The following is an 18,124-nucleotide window of genomic DNA, read 5'->3' on the forward strand; positions in this document are numbered from 1 at the left end:
GCGCTCGGACTGCCGCAGGGACAGGCGCAGCTGATAGTTGATCAGGACCAGACACAGCAACAGCAGGGCGCCGCCCAGGTTGTGCGCCACCGCCACCAGCAGCGGCAGATGGAAGATCACGTTACTGATGCCCAGGGCGACCTGCAGGGTCAGAGCCATTAGCAGCAGCCCGGCCAGATGTGGCAGCCCGCTGGCTTTCAGGCGCCAGGCCAGCAACAGCAGGACCAGGCTGACCAGCAGGGCGCCGATGCGGTGGCTCATATGGATGGCGGTGCGGGCATCGCTGTCCAGTTGCCCGCCCAGGTAGTTGGGGCCGATCTGCTGGGTCAGGTGGAAACCGTTGGCGAAGTCCATGGCCGGCCACCACTCGCCATGGCAGGTGGGCAGGTCGACGCAGGCCACCGCCGCATAGTTGCTGCTGACCCAACCGCCCAGGGCGATCTGCCCGATCACCAGCAACAATGCGGCGGCGGCCAGGGCACGCAGGCGCGGGCTGAAATTCAGGGGCGCAAAGCGCCCGGACAGACGCAGGGTCAGCAGGAACAGCAGGCTCAGGGTGGCAAAACCGCCGAGCAGATGGGCGGTGACGATCTGCGGCCAGAGCTTGAGGGTGACGGTCCACATGCCGAAGGCCGCCTGCAGAGTGACCAGGCCGAGCAGGAACAGCGGCAGCTTCAGCGGCTGCCCGTCCTGATCACGGCGGCGCAGGGCCTGCACGGCCAGCCCGAGGATGACCAGACCCAGGGTGCCGGCAAAGTAACGGTGGATCATCTCGTACCAGCCCTTGGCCACTTCCACTGGTGCCTCGGGGAAGCGCGCCTCGGCGATGGCCTGCTTGTGCTCGCTCATGGGCACGCCGATAAAACCATAGCAGCCGGGCCAGTCCGGGCAGCCGAGGCCGGCGTGGGTCAGCCGGGTATAGGCGCCAAGGACCACCACCACCACCGCCAGCAAGGTGGCAAACAGGGCAAAACGGTATCCGGGTTTGCGCATAACAGCTCCTTCGTCTGGTCAGGCTCAACCGATTTGCGAGATTTTCAGCAGGAAGCGCAGGTCATCGAGGATGCCCTTGGGCTGGCTGTTCACGTCATAACGGAGCACCAGATTGCCCAGGGGGTCGACCAGCCACAGTTGCGGCTCGCCGCTCTGACCAGCCAGCTGGCTGTAGGCCCGGGTGTCCAGTTGCAGACGCGCCAGCTGTGGGTACTCACGGCGCAGTTTGGCGTCGTACTCGGCGTCCAGCGGGGTGGCCGTGGCCAGGCCATGGCTGGCGCGGCTGACTTCGCGATTGAGGCCGATATGGATCTGTCGGGCGAGAAACACCAGCTCCTGGCAGTCGCGCTCGCAGGCGCCAGGTGCGGTCACCAGCAGCTGCCAGCGTTCTGTGTTGGCGCCACGGATACCCAGATCCTGCAGGGTCTGCCCGGTGCCGAGTAGCTCGCCGTGGTAGCTGCGGGTTTCCGGTACCCAGAAGCGCCACTGGTACATGGCGCTGGCCAGCAGCATGGGGGCGATCACCACCGCGAGGATCATGATCAGTTGCAGACGCCCGCGGCGGCGCTGGTCGAGCGGAATTTCAGACTGAGTGATGGCTGGGTTCATGGCGAGTCTCCCGCGCATTGTGTAAACCGAAATAGATAAACAGGATCAGCAGTACCAGGGCCATGGCGAACCATTGCACGGCGTATCCCAGGTGTTTGTCCGGACTCATGGCCACCACCGGCCAGTCCAGGCGCAGCGAAGCCGGGCCGGGCTCCAGGCGCAACTCATAGGGCAGGCCGCCGCGTCCCAGCTCCTGCCAGAGTTCGCCGATCTGCACCTCGGTGATCAACCGTGGCCAGCCCTTGTCGGTGCTGCCACCGGCCAGCTGAAAGGCTTCGCCCAGGGGCCTGTAGACCCAGGCGGTGAGCTGCAGGGGGGTATCGGGGGTGCTGAATTGCGGTGCCTGGCGCCGATCAGGCCAGGCCAGCCAGCCGCGATTGAGCAGCACCCAGAGGCCGCTGGGCTGGTCATAGAAGGGCTGCAGCAACTCCACGCCGACCTGGCCGTCACGCAGGCGGTTATCCAGCAGCAGGCTGTGACGTGGTTCGAAATAGCCCTGCAGGCGGACCCGCCGATAAGCGGGCTCTGCCTGCTGTTCCAGTGTGTCGAGGCTGATGGGGCTTGCCTGCTGGCGGGCCTGATGGGCGTCGAGCAGTTGGCGCTTTTCTTCGGCGCGGCTCAGTTGCCACAAGCCCAGGCTGACCAGGCCAGGCAACAGCGCCAGCACCAGAATGCTGGGCAGCAGGCCGGGACGAAAGGCCTTCATGGCCATTCCCTCTGCACGTGGCTGGCTATACTGCAAAAAGCCCCCATTTCCTTCCCCCGGAGTCACGCATGCTGAAAATCGCGATCGTCCTGATGTTGCTGGCTACTGTGGTCAGCCTCTTTAGCGGGCTGTTCTTTCTGGTCAAGGACGATGGCCATGGCAACCGCGTGGTCAATGCCCTGACCGTCCGAGTCGTGCTGACCGCCATCACCGTCGGCCTGATTGCCTGGGGCTTCTATTCAGGCCAACTGGTGTCCCACGTCACCTGGTAGCGACCAACCTCAAAGCACATAGACAAAGACAAACAGGCCGATCCACACCACGTCGACGAAGTGCCAGTACCAGGCGGCGGCCTCGAAGCCGAAGTGCTGCTCACCGGTAAAGTGGCCGCGCATCACCCTGATCAGCATCACCGTGAGGATGATCGCGCCCATGGTCACGTGGGCACCGTGAAAGCCGGTGAGCATAAAGAAGGTGGCGCCGTAGATGCCCGAACCTAGGGTCAGGCCCAGTTCGGTATAGGCGTGGATATATTCCTCGATCTGCAGCACCAGAAAGGCCGCCCCCAGTAGCACGGTCAGGGCCAGCCACAGGGTCAGCGGCTTGCGCTGGTTCTTGCGCAGGGCGTGGTGAGCAAAGGTCAGGGTAAAGCTGGAGGATACCAGCAGGATGGTATTGATCAGCGGCAGGCCCCAGGCGCCGATCACCCCGCTGGGTGCGGGATAGAGCTTGGGATCCGGGGTGTTGAGCAACGGCCAGGTGTATTCGAAACCTTCCCAGAGCATATTGCTGATGCCCTTGTCGCCTTCCCCGCCGAGCCAGGGTCCGGCCCAGGTGCGCACATAGAACAGCACGCCGAAGAAGGCGGCGAAGAACATCACCTCGGAGAAGATAAACCAGCTCATGCCCCAGCGGAACGAACGGTCCATCTGCGCGCTGTACAGGCCGCTGCGGCTTTCCTTGATCACATTGCCGAACCAGCCGAACAGCATATAGGCCAGAAACAGGCCGCCGATAAAGAAGATCAGCGGGCCGTTGGAGCCTTCGCGGTTGGCCGAGAGGTCGTTGAACCAGGTGCCGACCCCATACACCGAGATCAGTAGACCGAGGGTGGCAATGATCGGCCACTTGCTTTGTGCGGGTACGTAATAGTGCTCATGACTCGACATTTCTTGTTCTCCTTATGGAGTCGCTTGGGCAACCGGCGGTTTGCTCGCCGTGATGTCAAACAGGGTGTAGCCCAGAGTCAGGTGGTGCACATCCGCCGGTAAATCGCGATCGACGATAAAGCGCACCGGCATTTCGATGCGCTCGCCCGGCTGCAACACCTGCTGGGTAAAGCAGAAGCACTCGGTCTTGTGAAAGAAGGCGGCGGCCCGTGCCGGCGATACGCTGGGAATGGCCTGGGCGGTCATGGGCTGATCCGTGGGGTTATGGGCGACAAACAGCATGTCGCGAGGCTCCCCGGGATGAACGTTCAGCTCGTCGGCCATGGGGCCGAAACTCCAGACCATGCCCGCGGCATTAGTGGCGAGAAACTGCACGCGCACCTGGCGCGATTCATCCACCGTCTGCGTACCCTGGTAGGCGCCAGCCGTCTTGCCATTGATGCCGAACACCTGGCACATCGCCTCGTAGAAGGGTGGCAGGACGAAGACGCCGAAGCAGAACATCGCCACTACCACCAGCAACAGGCGGCCGACCAGGGTGCGGGTACTGATTCCCTCGCTCACGGGCCTGCTCCTACTTCACATCCGGCGGGGTGCTGAAGGTGTGGTAGGGCGCCGGTGACGGTACCGTCCACTCCAGGCCTTCGGCACCATCCCAGGGCTTGGCCCCGGCCGGCTTGCCGCCGCGAATGCACTTGATGACGATAAACAGGAACAGCAGCTGGGTGACCCCGAACATAAAGGCACCGATGCTCGACACCATATTGAAGTTGGCGAACATCATGTTGTAGTCGGGGATGCGCCGCGGCATGCCGGCCAGGCCGACGAAGTGCATGGGGAAGAACGCCAGGTTCATGCCGATGAAACTCATCCAGAAGTGCAGCTTGGCCAGGGTTTCGTCGTACATGTAGCCGGTCCACTTCGGCAGCCAGTAGTAGGCCGAGGCGAAGATGCCGAAGATCGCACCCGGCACCAGCACGTAGTGGAAGTGCGCGACCACGAAGTAGGTGTCGTGGTACTGGAAGTCCGCCGGGGCGATGGCCAGCATCAACCCGGAGAAGCCGCCAATGGTGAACAGAATGACGAAGGCCACCGAGAACAGCATCGGCGCCTCGAAGGTCATCGAACCGCGCCACATGGTGCTGGCCCAGTTGAACACCTTCACCCCGGTGGGCACGGCGATCAGCATGGTGGCGTACATGAAGAACAGCTCGCCAGTCAGCGGGATGCCCACGGTGAACATGTGGTGGGCCCAGACGATAAAGGACAGAAAGGCGATGGACGCCGTGGCGTAGACCATCGAGGTGTAGCCGAACAGCGGCTTGCGCGCGAAGGCCGGGATGATCGAGCTGACCGCACCGAAGGCCGGCAGGATCATGATGTACACCTCGGGGTGACCGAAGAACCAGAACACATGCTGGAACAGCACCGGGTCACCGCCACCGGCGGCACTGAAGAAGCTGGTGCCGAAGTGGATGTCCATCAGCATCATGGTCACGCAGCCGGCCAGTACCGGCATCACCGCGATCAGCAGGAAGGCGGTGATCAGCCAGGTCCAGACAAACAGCGGCATCTTCATCAGGGTCATGCCGGGGGCGCGCAGGTTGAGAATGGTGGCAACCACGTTGATCGCCCCCATGATCGAACTGATGCCCATCAGGTGCACGGCGAAGATAAAGAAGGTCACCGATTCCGGCGCATAGGTGGTCGACAGCGGCGCGTAGAAGGTCCAGCCGAAGTTCGGCCCGCCGCCCTCCATGAACAGGGTACTGACCAGCAGGCCGAAGGCCGCCGGCAGCAGCCAGAAGCTGAAGTTGTTCATCCGTGGCAGGGCCATGTCCGGCGCGCCGATCATCAGCGGGATCATCCAGTTGGCCAGGCCGACGAACGCCGGCATCACCGCACCGAAGACCATGATCAGGCCGTGCATGGTGGTCATCTGGTTGAAGAACTCCGGCTGCACGATCTGCAGACCCGGCTGGAACAGTTCGGCGCGGATCACCATGGCCATGGACCCGCCGAGCAGGAACATGGCAAAGCTGAACCACAGGTACATGCTGCCGATATCTTTATGGTTGGTGGTCAGCACCCAGCGCATCAGGCCCTTGGCCGGGCCGTGGTGATGGTCATGCCCGGCATGACCGTGGTCGATCACTGCACTCATGTCCTTACTCCTGAGCCTTTTGGAAGGCAACGATGTCCTGCGGGGTGACCATGTCACCGACCTTGTTACCCCAGGCATTGCGTTCATAGGTGATGATGGCGGCCAGGTCGACCGGTGACAGTTGCTTGCCGAAGGCGGCCATGGAGGTGCCCGGCTTGCCGTTGATCACGATGTCGATATGTCCCTCGGCTGGGCCCATGGCGATGGCCGAGCCCTTGAGTGCCGGGAACATCGGCGGCAGGCCTTCGCCACCCACCTGGTGGCAGGCGGCGCAGGCGGTGGCATAGGCCTTCTCGCCGCGCTCCATCAGCTCGTCCATGGACCATTGTTTGCTGGTCAGCTCGCGCTCGGCGGCAGCGACCTGCTTGCGCTCGGCCAGCCAGGCGGCGTAGTCCTCCTTGGACTTGGCCTCGACCACCACGGGCATAAAGCCGTGATCCTTGCCGCACAGTTCGGTGCACTGGCCGCGGTAGATGCCAGGCTCCTCGATACGGGTCCAGGATTCGTTGATAAAGCCGGGGATGGCGTCCTTCTTCACTGCCAGAGCCGGCACCCACCAGGAGTGGATCACATCGGCGGCGGTGATCAGAAAGCGCACCTTGGTGCCCACCGGCACCACCAGCGGCTCGTCCACTTCCAGCAGGTAGTGCTCACCCTTGGCTGCGCGGTTGTCGATCTGCGCCTTGGGCGTGGACATGTTGCTGAAGAATTCGACGTCTTCGCCCAGGTACTTGTAGTGCCATTTCCACTGGTAGCCGGTGATCTGGATATCCAGCTCGGACTCGCTGGTGTCGTAGATCTCGATCAGCACCTTGGTGGCGGGAATGGCCATGACGATAAGGATGGCCAGGGGCACCACGGTCCAGAGAATTTCCACCGTGGTGCTTTCGTGAAAGTGGGCGGGTTTCTGGCCGGTGGAGCGGCGATGGATCAGCATCGACCAGAACATCACGCCAAATACGATCACGCCGATCACGACGCAGATCCAGAAAATGGTCATGTGCAGGTCGAAGACTGAGCGGCTGACTTCGGTGACGCCGGGCGCCATGTTGACCGTCCAGCCGGCATAGGCCGGGCTGAATGCCAACGACAGCAGAAGGCCCACCCAGGCTCGTGGATGTTGCGTCATTGCGGGTTCCCCTTAATTTTTCTTGTTATCCCGCCGGGAAGGCCCGTGGCTGCAACTGCACCGACTGCAAGGCTGAAACGCTGGTGCGGCTGATCCGTGCCGAAGGTTCCCCGGTGTTATCAGGTACTGCCTTTCGAGTTCGAGTATAGACAGGGGCTGGCAACTGGCAACGCGAAAAGCAAAATGACGTCAAGGCGCCGCCGCTGGTCGGGGAGATCAGGCGCGCTGCGGTCTACAGCCGGCGAAGTGGGTGGAGTTATAGCCCAGATGCATAACTATTAAATAATTATGACAATTGGGTCTTAGCGGGAGGCCATAGCCAGCTAAGGTTCTCGCCCATGTCCTTTTCTCAGGAGTTGTCATGAATATTTCCGCTCTGCAGGAACTGATCCTGCGTGCGCGCCAGCACGAAGCTGGCAGCCAGCGTCTGGCGCAACAGCTGCAAACCCAGCTGGAGAGCCTGCATCCGGCCATCCGCCTGCCCCAGGAAGATGGCCTTGGCGTGTTGCAGCGCTTTGTTGCGGCCTATATCGAGCAAGTGCCCGAGGTGCTGGAGGCGGCCAATCAGGTGGCGCGGGAGGCCGGCATTGAGGCGCAGATCAAGCCGGTGTTGAAGGTGGCCGAGCAGTTCTTCCTGCAACCGCCAGCCTTGATGGCCGGGCACGAGGGCCTTGAAGGCTTGCTGGACGAGGCCTACCTGGCCCATCGTCTGGTGGAGGAGGTCAACGACCGCTATATCCGCCATCTGGGCCAGCCATTGATCCCGCTAGACACCACCGTGGCCAACCTGATTGCCCATCAGCTGATCGGCGAACCCTTCGCCAATCAGCTGGATGAAGCGGTGCATCATGCGGTCGATGGCATGCTCGATGAGCAGAGTTTCGCCCAGGCCTCAGTGGCTGCTTACCGCGAGCGCCTGAGCGACCCGCAGACCGAAGCGGCCTGGCGCCGTTGGCCCTGCCTGTCGCAGCGGCTGGGAGTGGAGCTGCAGCTGGACAGCCAGCGCGCCGCAAGCTGAATGCCCGTGCGAGCCGGCCCGGTGGAAAACGCGGCGCGGCTTTCCAGCCTACCCACTGCGCTTCAGTAGGGTGGCAGGTCAGTTATACCGGCAGATAGCGGGCCCGGGGTGTGGCCATGGGCAGCGGGCCCTCGCCGATCAGGCGGAACTCGCCCTTCTCCGCGTCATAGGCCTTGATCTCGCTGGTTTCGATGTCATACACCCAGCCGTGGATAAACAGCTGACCGTTGGCCAGGCGCGCGGCCACCGAGGGGTGGGTGCACAGGTGGTTGAGCTGGGCCACCACATTTTCTTCGGTGAGGATGCCGAGGGTGTCGTCGCTTCTGCAGCCGCAGTTTTCTTCCACCACCCGCAGCGCCACCTCGCTATGGCGCAGCCAGGCCTTGACCGTGGGCATGCGTTCCAGGCTCTGGGGGTTGAGCACCGCCTTCATCGCGCCACAGTCGGAGTGACCGCAGACGATGATGTGCTGCACGCCCAGGGCCATCACCGCGTACTCGATGGCGGTGGAGACACCGCCCATCATCTGCCCGTAGGCCGGCACCACGTTGCCCACGTTGCGGCTGACGAACAGATCACCCGGGGCGCTCTGGGTGATCAGCTCGGGGACGATGCGCGAGTCGGCGCAGGTGATAAACATCGCGCGCGGGTTTTGCGCGGTGGCCAGAGCCTTGAACAGCTCCTCCTGCTGGGGGAAGACCTCGGTGCGAAAGCGCTTGAAGCCTTCGACTATCTTGCCCAGGGCCTCGTCGGCGCTTTCCTGGCCGGTGCGCGCCTGGAGGGGAATGGCGTTGTGTTTGTAGGGCATTGTCACGACCTCATGCTGAAGCGTTGCGCTGGGCGAATTATCAACCTGGCATGCGGACAGCGAACAGCCCCACCAAGTCACATTCACAGCAATGCCAGCTGACCGCCGGGTGGGCAGAAGCGCGAACAGTCCAGCTCGAAGGCTTCCCGTCGATCCAGGCCCAGACGCTTGCTGGCCAGCTTGAAGCGCTGGGCCAGCAGCTCGGCAAACGCCCCCTCGCCGCGAAAGCGCTGGCCGAAACGGCTGTCGTACAGGGCGCCGCCACGGCTCTGGCGGATCAGGCTGAGCACATGCTCGGCGCGCTGCGGGTAATGGGCGTGCAGCCAGTCCTCGAACAGCGGCGCCACCTCACGCGGCAGGCGCAGCAGCATATAGCTGGCGCTTTGTGCCCCGGCCTGCCTGGCTGCCTGGAGCAGGCCCTCCAGCTCCATATCGTTGATCATGGGAATGATCGGTGCGCACAGCACCCCAACGGGAATGCCCTGCTCGCGCAGCACGCGGATCGCCCGCAGACGCGCAGCAGGCGCCGCCGCCCGGGGTTCGAGGATGCGTTTGAGCTCATCATCCAGGCTGGTCAGGCTGATATACACCGCCACCAGACGCTGGCGCGCCAGTTCGCTGAGCAGATCCAGGTCGCGCAGGATCAGCGCACCCTTGGTGACGATGGTCAGCGGATGGCGATGATCGAGCAGTACCTGCAGGCAGCGTCGGGTCAGTTGCTGCTGGCGTTCGATGGGCTGGTAGGGGTCGGTATTGGCCCCCAGATTGATCGGCGCACAGGCATAACCGGGCTTGCCCAGCGCCTGGGCAAGCAGGGCTGGGGCGTTGTGCTTGGCGATCAATTTGGTTTCGAAATCCAGCCCCGGCGACAGGTCCCAGTAGGCATGGCTGGGCCGGGCGTAACAGTAGATGCAGCCATGCTCGCAGCCGCGGTAGGGGTTGAGTGAACGGTCGAACGGCAGATCCGGCGACTGGTTGCGGCTGATAATCGACTTGGCGGTTTCCTGGCGCACCTCGGTGGCACCGCACGGTGGCACTTCCTCCTGCCAGCCGTCATCGCTGGCGATGATGCGGGTTGGGGCGAAGCGGTTGGGCGGATTACTGGCGGTACCGCGGCCGCGGGGCAGCAGGGAGGTGCGCATGGGAGAGTCTCGGCATGATACTGGTTAAATATACAGCATCATGCCGAGATGTCCACAGCGCTGAGCCTCTGGTGCCGGCGACCATGGCTGCGGCCGCATCATGTTTCACACGCAGACGCGGCGGCCTGCTGACGACTGCCTCAGGTTAGGCCCGGTGATGGTGGTGGTAGGGCCAGGAGTGCACCAGTGCCGGATCGACAGTGGCGGGCATGGGGGCGGCCAACTCTTCCAGATGGGCGATCACATCGCCGGGCTTGATCACCAGCAAGTCGGTATCGAGGCTGTCCAGAATCATCTCGGCGGTATTGCCGACTAATGCGCCGGCCAGTCCGCGCCGGCCTACATCACCCACTACGGTGACGGCAGCCCTGAGCGTGTGTGCCACCTGAGGAATCAGCAGCTCGGCGGGGCCCTCTTCAATGTGCAGTTGTGGGTCGTCGATGCCGAACTCTTCCTGGAAGGTTGTGCACTCCTCCCGGTAGAAGGCTGCCAGGCTGTCCTTGAGCTGAAAGACAGGGTCGGCTGCGGCCAGCGTGGGGAAAGGGTGGGCACTCATCAGATGCAAGGTGCCACCCATCAGCCGGGCGATATCGTAACCGTGGCTGACAATGCCGGCCTGGAGCAGGCGGTGCTGGACATCCGTATTGCCTACGTCGATTGCGGCCAGGATGATCCCGCCAGACCAGGGGGCTGCGTTTTTCACGATCAGTACTGGACAGGCGCAGTCGCGCAGCAGTTTCCAGTCATCCGGAGTGAGGATGGTCTTGAGCAGCGGGTTGTCCGGGCGGTGTTGCTTGATCACCAGGCCACAGCTTTCTGCGGCAGCGACCGTGATGGTGGTGTTGGCCGGGCAACCATGCCAGGCGTGCTGAGCCGTGATGCTGAAGCCTTGCTCGGTGAGCTCCGCTTCGAGGGTTTCGAGGAGGGAGGTATGGTTAAGCTGTCTATCGCAAATCAGTAGATGCAGGTGCGAGCGAGTGGCGCTTGCGATCATCCTGGCTTTATCCAGGAGTGGCTCCTGATCTTGATCGGGGTCCACCACGACCAAGGTTTTGCGAATGTTGTGCATGATAGCTCTCCTGCGCAAAAAGTAGCTGCGGCATGGCCAGGGAAGTTCGCTGTTGGCGCCTGTTGCTCCGGGCGGGGAGGGCGCAACATACAGCGAACTCCGTCGATCTCCAGGGCACACTCACCGCGTGCATGTACCCTCCAGCTAAAGCCCCCGACAAACTCATCCGGCTCATATCGAGTGGAGCGAGTCGCCCCCTGGCGTTTGGCAAATGGGCCATGAGAGTGGGTGCGTCTGCATTAGCCGCACCCAGAGCGCATGCAACATCTTTCACTGCATGGTTGAGCTGAACTCACGCCACTGCTTCCATGGCTGGGCCGTGCTCGGGTTTGGCAACCACGCCAAGATGGAGGTGCCCGGCAAACCCAGGGAAGCATGGGTGGCAGATCCCAGCTGCTAATTATGGAAGGTGAGAAGGCCGAGGTCGGGTCACTGGTCGGCTGAGTTAGTCGATTAAAACGTAAGCGGGTGAGCCGATAGCACCGAACGGCTGATAAGGCAGCGCCTAGCCACTGTAACCTGGCCACTCAAGCGCCAGGTGACAGCCAGGAAGCGAGCGCTGTGTGGGCTTGCTGGGGGTTTTATGGCCCGCCATCCCTGGCGGCCACCCTGCGGGCCGTCGCTGCGCAACGTTAAAAATGACTCCCGGTCATTTTTTATGGTCCGCCATCCTTGGTGGCACCTCTGTGGGCCGTCGCTAGGCGACGTTAAAAATAGCTCCCGGCTATTTTTTATGGCCCGCCATCCCTGGCGGCCACCCCTGCGGGGCCGTTGTTGCGCAACATTAAAAATGACTCCCGGTCATTTTTTCAGTTTGGGGTTGGGGAAGAACTGTACGGCCTGTACCTTGGGGTCGGCGGCCTTGGGTTTCAGGCCGCTGACGTTGACCCGTGTGGGGATTTCCTTGGGTACCGAGTTGCCCCGCGCATCCAGGGTGTCGGCATAGCCGCAGGCCACGCATTCGCGGTGCGGCACGCCGTCTTCGTCCCACATCTGGATCTTGTCCTGCTCGCTGCAGGCCGGGCATACCGCACCGGCAATAAAGCGCTTCTTCGGTGCGTTCATCATGCAGCCTCCTGGCTCAGGCCGCTATGGCGCAGCAAGGCGTCGATGCTCGGCTCGCGGCCGCGGAAGTCGACAAACAGCGCCATGGGCTCTTGCGAGCCGCCACGGGCCAGGATGGCTTCGCGGAAGGCGCGGCCGGTGGCCGGGTTGAGCACGCCTTCTTCCTCGAAGCGCGAGAAGGCGTCGGCGCTGAGCACCTCGGCCCATTTGTAGCTGTAGTAACCGGCGGCGTAACCCCCGGCGAAGATATGGGCGAAGCTGTTGGCGAAGCGGTTGTAGGCCGGCGGGCGCATCACCGAGACCTCGTCGCGGATGCTTTCCAGTACGTCGAGTACGCTGCGGCCGTCGCCGTGGCTGGCGTGCAGTTCGAAGTCGAACAGGCTGAACTCGATCTGCCGCACCATCATCAGGCCAGACTGGAAGTTCTTGGCCGCCAGCATCTTGTCCAGCAGGTCCTGGGGCAGCGGCTCGCCGCTCTCATAGTGGCCAGAGATTAGCGCCAGGCCTTCCGGCTCCCAGCACCAGTTCTCCATAAACTGGCTGGGCAGCTCCACCGCATCCCAGGCCACGCCGTTGATGCCCGAGGCGCCGGCATGCTCGACGCGGGTCAGCAGGTGGTGCAGGCCGTGGCCGAATTCGTGGAACAGGGTGGTGACTTCGTCGTGGGTCAGCAGCGCCGGCTTGCCGGGGCTGGCCGGGGTGAAGTTGCACACCAGATTGGCCACCGGGCTGATCAGCGTGCCATCGGCGGCGCGGCGCTTGTCGCGGGCACCGTCCATCCAGGCGCCACCACGCTTGTTGGCACGGGCGTAGAGGTCGAAGAAGAAGCGTCCAACGTGCTTGCCGTTCTCCTCGATCTCGAACAGGCGCACATCCGGGTGCCAGCTGTCGAAGCCGGACAGCTCCCTGATCTGGATGCCATAGAGCTTCTCGACAATGGCGAACAGGCCGCTGAGTACCTTGTCGATCGGGAACCAGGCGCGCACCTCTTCCTGGGACAGGTTGTAGCGGCTCTGGCGCAGCTTCTCGCTGTAGTAGCCGACATCCCAGCTGTGCAGAGCGGATACGCCCTGGGCGGCGGCGAAGGCCTTGAGTTCGGCAAGATCCTGCTCGGCGAAGGGCTTGCTGCGCACCGCCAGGTCACGCAAAAAGTGCAGCACCTGCTCGGTGGACTCGGCCATCTTGCTGGCCAGGGACAGTTCGCTGTAGTGGGCAAAGCCCAGCAGATGGGCCAGTTCCTGGCGCAAATCGAGGATCTCGGCCATGAGCGGGCCGTTGTCGAACTGGCCGGCATTCGGGCCCTGATCGGAGGCGCGGGTGCAGTAGGCGGCATACACCTCTTCGCGCAGGGCGCGGTCGTCGGCGTAGGTCATCACCGCGTAGTAGCTGGGGAATTCCAGGCTGATCAGCCAGCCGTCCAGGCCCTTGGCCTCGGCGGCCTGGCGCATCTGCGCCTTGGCCGAGTCGGTGATGCCGGCCAGCAGCGCTTCGTCGCTGATGTGCTTGGTCCAGGCCTGTGTGGCGTCCAGCAGCTGGTTGGAGAAGCTGCTGGTCAGCTCGGACAACTTCATCTGGATCTCGCCATAGCGCTTCTGCTGCTCGGCCGGCAGGTCGATACCGGACAGGCGGAAGTCGCGCAGGGCGTGCTCCAGGATGGTCTTCTGCGCCACCTCGAAACCGGCGGCAGCAGGGCTGGCGGCCAGGGTCTTGTAGGCCTGGCACAGGGTCTGGTTCTGGCCGATTTCGGTCCAGTATTCCGACAGCTTGGGCAGGCAGGCCTCATAGGCGGCGCGCAGCTCGGCGTTGTTGCATACGGCGTTGAGGTGGCTGACCGGGCTCCAGGCCTGGCCCAGGCGCGCGCCCAGTTCGTCCAGGGCCAGTACCAGGCCATCCCAGCTCGGGTTGGCAGCCTGTTGTTCGAGCAGTTCGGCGATGGCGGCGCGGTTGTCGGCCAGGATCTGGGTGATGGCCGGCTCGACATGCTCCGGCTTGATCAGGCTGTAGGGCGGCAGGTCGAAGGCTTGCAGCAGCGGGTTATGGGCAGTCACGGAAATCACCTGTCACTCGATAAGGTTGCAGCGCTGCGGCGCAGGCTGAAAGAGGCCGGGCGCGAAGAAAAGCGCCTGATGACCTGAACATGGGGCCCATCTTAATTACAATCAAGGCAAGACGCAGCCTGGAGGTTTCTATCGTGGCCATTCGAACTTACCAACAATTCACCCCGCTGCTCGGGCCGCGGGCCTTTGTCGATGCCTCGGCGGTGGTGCTGGGCGATGTGGAGATCGGCGCCGACAGCTCGGTGTGGCCGTTGGTGGTGATCCGCGGCGATATGCACAGCATCCGTATCGGCGAGCGCACCAGCATTCAGGACGGCAGCGTGCTGCATATCACCCACGCCGGCCCCTTCAACCCGCGCGGCTACCCGCTGAATATCGGCGACGATGTGACCATCGGCCATAACGTCACCCTGCACGGCTGCGAGATCGGCAACCGGGTGCTGATCGGCATGGGCAGCATCATCATGGATGGCGTGGTGATCGAAGACGAGGTGATGCTTGGCGCCGGCAGCCTGGTGACCCCGGGCAGCCAGCTGAAAGGCGGCTACCTCTACGTCGGCAGCCCGGCCAGGCAGGCCCGTGAGCTGACCGAGAAGGAGCGCAGCTACTTCCGCTACAGCGCCGACAACTATGTGCGCCTGAAGGATCAGCACCTGATGGAGGGCTATGCCGGGTGATGCAGCAGTATCAGCATATCCTCTTCGACCTCGACGGCACCCTGACCGACCCGCGCGAGGGCATCACCCGTTCGGTGCAGTTCGCCCTGGCCCGGCTGGGCATCGAGGAGCCGGACCTGACGGCCCTGGAGCACTTTATCGGCCCGCCCTTGCTGCAGTGCTTTATGCACAGCTACGACTTCGACGAAGCCACCGCCTGGCAGGCGGTGCAGCATTACCGCGAGCGTTTTGCCGAGGTGGGCTTGTACGAGAACCGTCTGTTCGACGGGGTGCCCGAGCTGCTGCAACTGCTCGGCGAGCAGGGGCGCGGCCTGTATATCGCCACCAGCAAGCCGCGGGTATTTGCCGAGAAAATCGCCGAACACTTCGGTTTTGCCGGGCACTTCCGGCTGATCTACGGCAGCGAGCTGGATGGTACCCGCACCGACAAGGTGGAGCTGCTGGCTCATCTGCTGGAGCAGGAGCGCCTGCCCCGCGCCGCCACGCTGATGATCGGCGACCGCAAGCATGACCTGATCGGCGCCCGGCGCAATGGCCTGGATGCGGCAGCGGTGGGCTATGGCTTCGGCAGTGCCGAGGAGTTGCAGGCCGAAGCGCCGACCTATCACTTCCACACCCTGGGGCAGCTGCGTCAGGCCTTTCAGGGTTAACAACTGTGTTGTGATCGGGGCCTGCTAGGGCTGCAGGGCCTGCAGGCGTTGCTGGCGCTCTTGAGCATCGAGCCGGCCCAGTTCGGCAACCGCCTGGTAGAAGCGCGGCCAGTCGCGCTGCACCTGCTCGAACAGCTGGGCAAAGGCGGGGATCCACTGGTCATACAGGCCGAAGGGCAGCAGCCGGGCGTTGTTCAGTGGTGCGGCCATCCAGCCGTCATAGCGGCCCATGCCGTTCCACTGCTGCTCGCGCAGCGCGGCGTAGTCGCGGCGCAGGCGCGCAAATTCGGCCTGCTTGGCCTGGCGCATGGCGGTTTCGGGCAGGTCGCTGGCATACAGCTGCTGCAGGCGTTCACGGCTGGCCAGGACCAGGGCGATAAACTGCTCGCGCTGCTGTTCACCTTCGGGGTCCAGGGCCGTCAGGTTGCGGGCAGCGCGCCATTGGCGCAGGCCCTCGCGTTCGACAAAGCTGGAGAAGGATTCATTGAAGGCGGTGTCATCGGCCACATAAAGCTGCTGGTGGGCCAGCTCATGGAAGATCACCGCCACCAGGCGCTCATCGCTCCAGCGCAGCATGGTGTTGAGGATGGGGTCAGCGAACCAGCCCAGGGTGGAATAGGCCTCGACCCCGCCGATATGGGTGTCCAGGCCCTGCGCAGCCAGCAGCGCCGCGGCGCCACGGGCACGACCCTGATCGTAATAACCGCGGTAGGCCACGCAGCCGGCGATGGGGAAGCAGTGCAGCCTGGGCTGCAGGGAAAACTCCTCGGTGGCGAACAGGTTCCACACCACGAAGGGCCGCCGGATATCGGCATACAGGCGATAGCTGCGGTTATCCGGCAGACCCAGCTCGGCGCTGGCAAAGGCCCGCGCCTGCAGGGCCAGATCCAGGCGCTGCTGCAGTTCGGGGGCGGTCTGGGGATCGCCGAGCAATTGCTCGATGGGCTGGCGGGCCTTGAGCAGCTGCAGCTGACCGGTGGCCAGATGGCTGTAATAGTCCAGGGTGCTGCAACCGCTCAGGCTTAGCAGGGTCAGAAGCAGCAGAGGGCGCAGTGAGCTTTTCATGGCCGCCACGCTACCTGATTGCCCGGGCTGCCTCCAGGCTCAAATGGGCGTAGGCTTTGGACATGGGCACGTGAGGACACCGACATGCGTTATATGACCGTACTACTGACGCTGATGCTGCTGGGGGCCTGTGCAGCGCCCGTGCCGCCCCGCGATCCGGGCCAGGCCTGGGTCGAACTCTATAGCAGCGCCGGCACCCTGCTGATGGCGGATCGGCTGAACGGCGAACGGCTGAATGACGGGCGCTACTTTCAGGTGCCTGGCGGCGCCCATGAACTGCTGGTGCGCTTTCAGTATGAAGTGAACCGTGGCGGTTTTGGTGTCGACACCGAGCCGCGGCAGATCACCTGCCAGATCCGCCTGCGCCATGACAATTTTGTCGCCGGCCAGCGCTACCGCATCGAAGCCCGGCCCCTGGCCATGAAGGCCCAGGCCTGGCTGTATGACGAGCAGCGTAACGTGCTGGCGCGGGGGCGGGTGATGCGCTGCGGCACCTTCTAGGGTGCTGCTGGTGCACATGGCGCACCCTACGGACGAGCCTTAGCTGTTGCTCAGGCGAAAGCCGATCTTCAGGGTGACCTGATAGTGACCGACCTTGCCATCGACGATATGACCGCGGGTTTCCACCACCTCGAACCAGTCCATATTGCGCACCGACTTGGCACATTCGGCCAGGGCGTTTTCGATGGCGTTCTCGATGCTGGTCTTGGACGAGCCGACGATTTCGATTTTCTTGTAGGTGTGATGATCGGACATGACAGTGCTCCTTGGCGGTTGTCTCTTCACGCTAGACGAGAAATGCCAGGCGTGTGGCGCGACCTGCTGCCTGAAGCGGAAGGCTGGCTCCTACAAGCGCATCACTGCACGCTGCACAGCTCATGCTGGAGCCACTGCGCCAGTCGCTCGGCCCTGGGGTCGCGGCTGCGCAGCGGGCGCCACAGGCACAGGCGGGCCTGGGTGGGGATAAAGCCCCAGGGCGCCACCAGCCGGCCGGCCGCCAGGTCGTCGGCCACCAGCTGTTGCGGGGCGATGGCCACGCCCAGGCCCGCAGCGGCGGCTTCCAGCAGGTAGTAGAGGTGCTCGAAGCCCTGACCCAGGCGCAGCACCCGGCTGTCCAGGCCCTGGCCGGCGGCCCAGCTGGGCCAGGCCTGGGGTCTGGAGCTGGTATGCAGCAGGGCCTCGCCGAGCAGGCCGCTGGCTGGGGCCTCCCGCAGGCGCCCATAGCCCTGATAGCGCGGGCTCAATACCGGGCCGATGCGTTCCTCGGCCAGCTCGATCACCTGCATGTCCGCCGGCCAGGGCGGTTCGGCAAAACACAGGGTGGCGTCCACGTCGGCGCGGCGCGGGTCCAGATCGCCTTCGCTGGCCGACAGTTGCAGGCGCAGTTCCGGCAGGTCGCGCTGCAGCCGGTCCAGGCGCGGGATAAACCAGCGCGCCAGCAGGCTGCCGGGGCAGGCCAGGACGAAAGGCGCCTCGGCCTGGCCGCGCTGCAGCTCGGCCCAGACGCTGCGCAGGCGATTGAAGGCCTCGCTGCTGGCATCCTGCAGACGGCTGCCTGAATCTGTGAGTTTAAGGCCGCGACCGTCCTTGACGAACAGGGCGCTGCCCAGCTGTTCTTCCAGGCTCTTGAGCTGCCGGCTGACCGCGCCATGGGTCACATGCAGTTCCTTGGCTGCCAGGCTGACGCTGCCCAGGCGGGCTGTGGCCTCGAAGGCACGCAGGGCGTTAAGGGGCGGAAGGTCCTGACTCATCTGTGAGATTTCCTGACAGGTTGCAGCGATCTTATCGCTTTTACCCAAAGGC

The 18,124-nt window shown here is 63.7% G+C and carries 19 protein-coding genes and 1 pseudogene; 5 read left to right on the forward strand and 15 right to left on the reverse strand.

Going from position 1 to position 18,124, the window contains the following annotated elements; genetic code table 11:
* Position 1 precedes the first annotated feature (1 nt).
* The 3 genes and pseudogenes from GJV18_RS02630 to GJV18_RS02640 form a co-directional block, all read right to left on the reverse strand.
* Positions 2–993: pseudogene (locus GJV18_RS02630) on the reverse strand (COX15/CtaA family protein); the annotation flags it as partial.
* A gap of 24 nt (positions 994–1,017) precedes the next feature.
* Entirely contained in the window at positions 1,018–1,602 is a 585-nt protein-coding gene (locus GJV18_RS02635; RefSeq protein WP_160343170.1) for a hypothetical protein, read from the reverse strand.
* On the reverse strand, positions 1,577–2,308 hold the full coding sequence (locus GJV18_RS02640; RefSeq protein WP_160343171.1) for an SURF1 family protein: 732 nt from the start codon (positions 2,306–2,308) through the stop codon (positions 1,577–1,579). The genes GJV18_RS02635 and GJV18_RS02640 overlap by 26 nt, the downstream gene beginning before the upstream one ends.
* A 68-nt stretch (positions 2,309–2,376) precedes the next feature.
* On the opposite strand from GJV18_RS02640, the gene GJV18_RS02645 reads away from it, so the two are divergent.
* A complete protein-coding gene (locus GJV18_RS02645) occupies positions 2,377–2,580 on the forward strand; it encodes a twin transmembrane helix small protein (RefSeq protein ID WP_160343172.1) in 204 nt (67 codons plus the stop codon).
* Positions 2,581–2,589: 9 nt separating this feature from the next.
* Here GJV18_RS02645 and GJV18_RS02650 read toward each other — a convergent pair whose 3' ends face one another.
* Genes GJV18_RS02650 through coxB form a run of 4 tightly spaced genes read right to left on the reverse strand, consistent with a single transcriptional unit; the run spans position 2,590 to position 6,770 of the window.
* Positions 2,590–3,477: a cytochrome c oxidase subunit 3 gene (locus GJV18_RS02650; RefSeq protein WP_160343173.1), complete on the reverse strand. Its 888-nt coding sequence runs from the start codon at positions 3,475–3,477 to the stop codon at positions 2,590–2,592.
* Between the two features lie 12 nt (positions 3,478–3,489).
* Positions 3,490–4,041: a cytochrome c oxidase assembly protein gene (locus GJV18_RS02655; protein ID WP_160343174.1), complete on the reverse strand. Its 552-nt coding sequence runs from the start codon at positions 4,039–4,041 to the stop codon at positions 3,490–3,492.
* Positions 4,042–4,051: 10 nt separating this feature from the next.
* On the reverse strand, positions 4,052–5,641 hold the full coding sequence (gene ctaD, locus GJV18_RS02660; RefSeq protein WP_160343175.1) for a cytochrome c oxidase subunit I: 1,590 nt from the start codon (positions 5,639–5,641) through the stop codon (positions 4,052–4,054).
* A gap of 4 nt (positions 5,642–5,645) precedes the next feature.
* The gene (gene coxB / locus GJV18_RS02665; protein ID WP_160343176.1) at positions 5,646–6,770 is read right to left on the reverse strand and encodes a cytochrome c oxidase subunit II; all 1,125 of its coding nucleotides are present in this window, start codon (positions 6,768–6,770) and stop codon (positions 5,646–5,648) included.
* 361 nt (positions 6,771–7,131) lie between these two features.
* Here coxB and GJV18_RS02670 point away from each other — a divergent pair, with 361 nt between their 5' ends.
* Positions 7,132–7,788 carry a hypothetical protein gene (locus GJV18_RS02670; RefSeq protein WP_160343177.1) on the forward strand — a complete coding sequence of 219 codons (657 nt, stop codon included), beginning with the start codon at positions 7,132–7,134 and terminating at the stop codon, positions 7,786–7,788.
* Between the two features lie 82 nt (positions 7,789–7,870).
* Here the strand turns inward: GJV18_RS02670 and GJV18_RS02675 are convergent, their stop codons facing one another.
* From GJV18_RS02675 to prlC, 5 genes are all read right to left on the reverse strand, one after another.
* On the reverse strand, positions 7,871–8,596 hold the full coding sequence (locus GJV18_RS02675; RefSeq protein ID WP_160343178.1) for a carbonic anhydrase: 726 nt from the start codon (positions 8,594–8,596) through the stop codon (positions 7,871–7,873).
* 83 nt (positions 8,597–8,679) lie between these two features.
* Complete coding sequence (locus tag GJV18_RS02680; protein WP_160343179.1) at positions 8,680–9,738, reverse strand: PA0069 family radical SAM protein; 1,059 nt, start codon at positions 9,736–9,738, stop codon at positions 8,680–8,682.
* A 145-nt stretch (positions 9,739–9,883) separates the two neighbouring features.
* Positions 9,884–10,807 carry a universal stress protein gene (locus GJV18_RS02685; protein WP_160343180.1) on the reverse strand — a complete coding sequence of 308 codons (924 nt, stop codon included), beginning with the start codon at positions 10,805–10,807 and terminating at the stop codon, positions 9,884–9,886.
* Positions 10,808–11,608: 801 nt separating this feature from the next.
* A complete protein-coding gene (locus tag GJV18_RS02690) occupies positions 11,609–11,872 on the reverse strand; it encodes a YheV family putative zinc ribbon protein (RefSeq protein WP_160345947.1) in 264 nt (87 codons plus the stop codon).
* On the reverse strand, positions 11,872–13,920 hold the full coding sequence (gene prlC, locus GJV18_RS02695) for an oligopeptidase A (protein ID WP_160343181.1): 2,049 nt from the start codon (positions 13,918–13,920) through the stop codon (positions 11,872–11,874). The genes GJV18_RS02690 and prlC overlap by 1 nt, the downstream gene beginning before the upstream one ends.
* Positions 13,921–14,063: 143 nt before the next feature.
* Between prlC and GJV18_RS02700 the strand changes: the two genes are divergently transcribed.
* Together GJV18_RS02700 and GJV18_RS02705 are read left to right on the forward strand one after the other, a co-directional pair.
* Positions 14,064–14,606, forward strand: coding sequence for a gamma carbonic anhydrase family protein (locus GJV18_RS02700; protein WP_160343182.1), 543 nt, complete (start codon positions 14,064–14,066; stop codon positions 14,604–14,606).
* Positions 14,606–15,256 carry an HAD family hydrolase gene (locus tag GJV18_RS02705; protein WP_160343183.1) on the forward strand — a complete coding sequence of 217 codons (651 nt, stop codon included), beginning with the start codon at positions 14,606–14,608 and terminating at the stop codon, positions 15,254–15,256. Before GJV18_RS02700 ends, GJV18_RS02705 begins: the two co-directional genes overlap by 1 nt.
* Before the next feature lie 24 nt (positions 15,257–15,280).
* On the opposite strand, the gene GJV18_RS02710 is transcribed toward GJV18_RS02705, so the two are convergent.
* Positions 15,281–16,321: an aminopeptidase gene (locus GJV18_RS02710; RefSeq protein ID WP_160343184.1), complete on the reverse strand. Its 1,041-nt coding sequence runs from the start codon at positions 16,319–16,321 to the stop codon at positions 15,281–15,283.
* Between the two features lie 84 nt (positions 16,322–16,405).
* On the opposite strand from GJV18_RS02710, the gene GJV18_RS02715 reads away from it, so the two are divergent.
* The gene (locus GJV18_RS02715) at positions 16,406–16,822 is read left to right on the forward strand and encodes a PA0061/PA0062 family lipoprotein (RefSeq protein ID WP_160343185.1); all 417 of its coding nucleotides are present in this window, start codon (positions 16,406–16,408) and stop codon (positions 16,820–16,822) included.
* Between the two features lie 39 nt (positions 16,823–16,861).
* On the opposite strand, the gene GJV18_RS02720 is transcribed toward GJV18_RS02715, so the two are convergent.
* Both GJV18_RS02720 and GJV18_RS02725 read right to left on the reverse strand, forming a co-directional pair.
* Entirely contained in the window at positions 16,862–17,077 is a 216-nt protein-coding gene (locus tag GJV18_RS02720) for a dodecin (protein WP_160343186.1), read from the reverse strand.
* Between the two features lie 101 nt (positions 17,078–17,178).
* Positions 17,179–18,072, reverse strand: a complete 894-nt coding sequence (locus GJV18_RS02725; protein ID WP_160343187.1) for a LysR family transcriptional regulator — start codon at positions 18,070–18,072, stop codon at positions 17,179–17,181.
* Positions 18,073–18,124: the final 52 nt, after the last annotated feature.

Origin of the sequence: Pseudomonas xionganensis (assembly GCF_009763245.1) — a bacterium.
GTDB lineage: Bacteria > Pseudomonadota > Gammaproteobacteria > Pseudomonadales > Pseudomonadaceae > Aquipseudomonas > Aquipseudomonas xionganensis.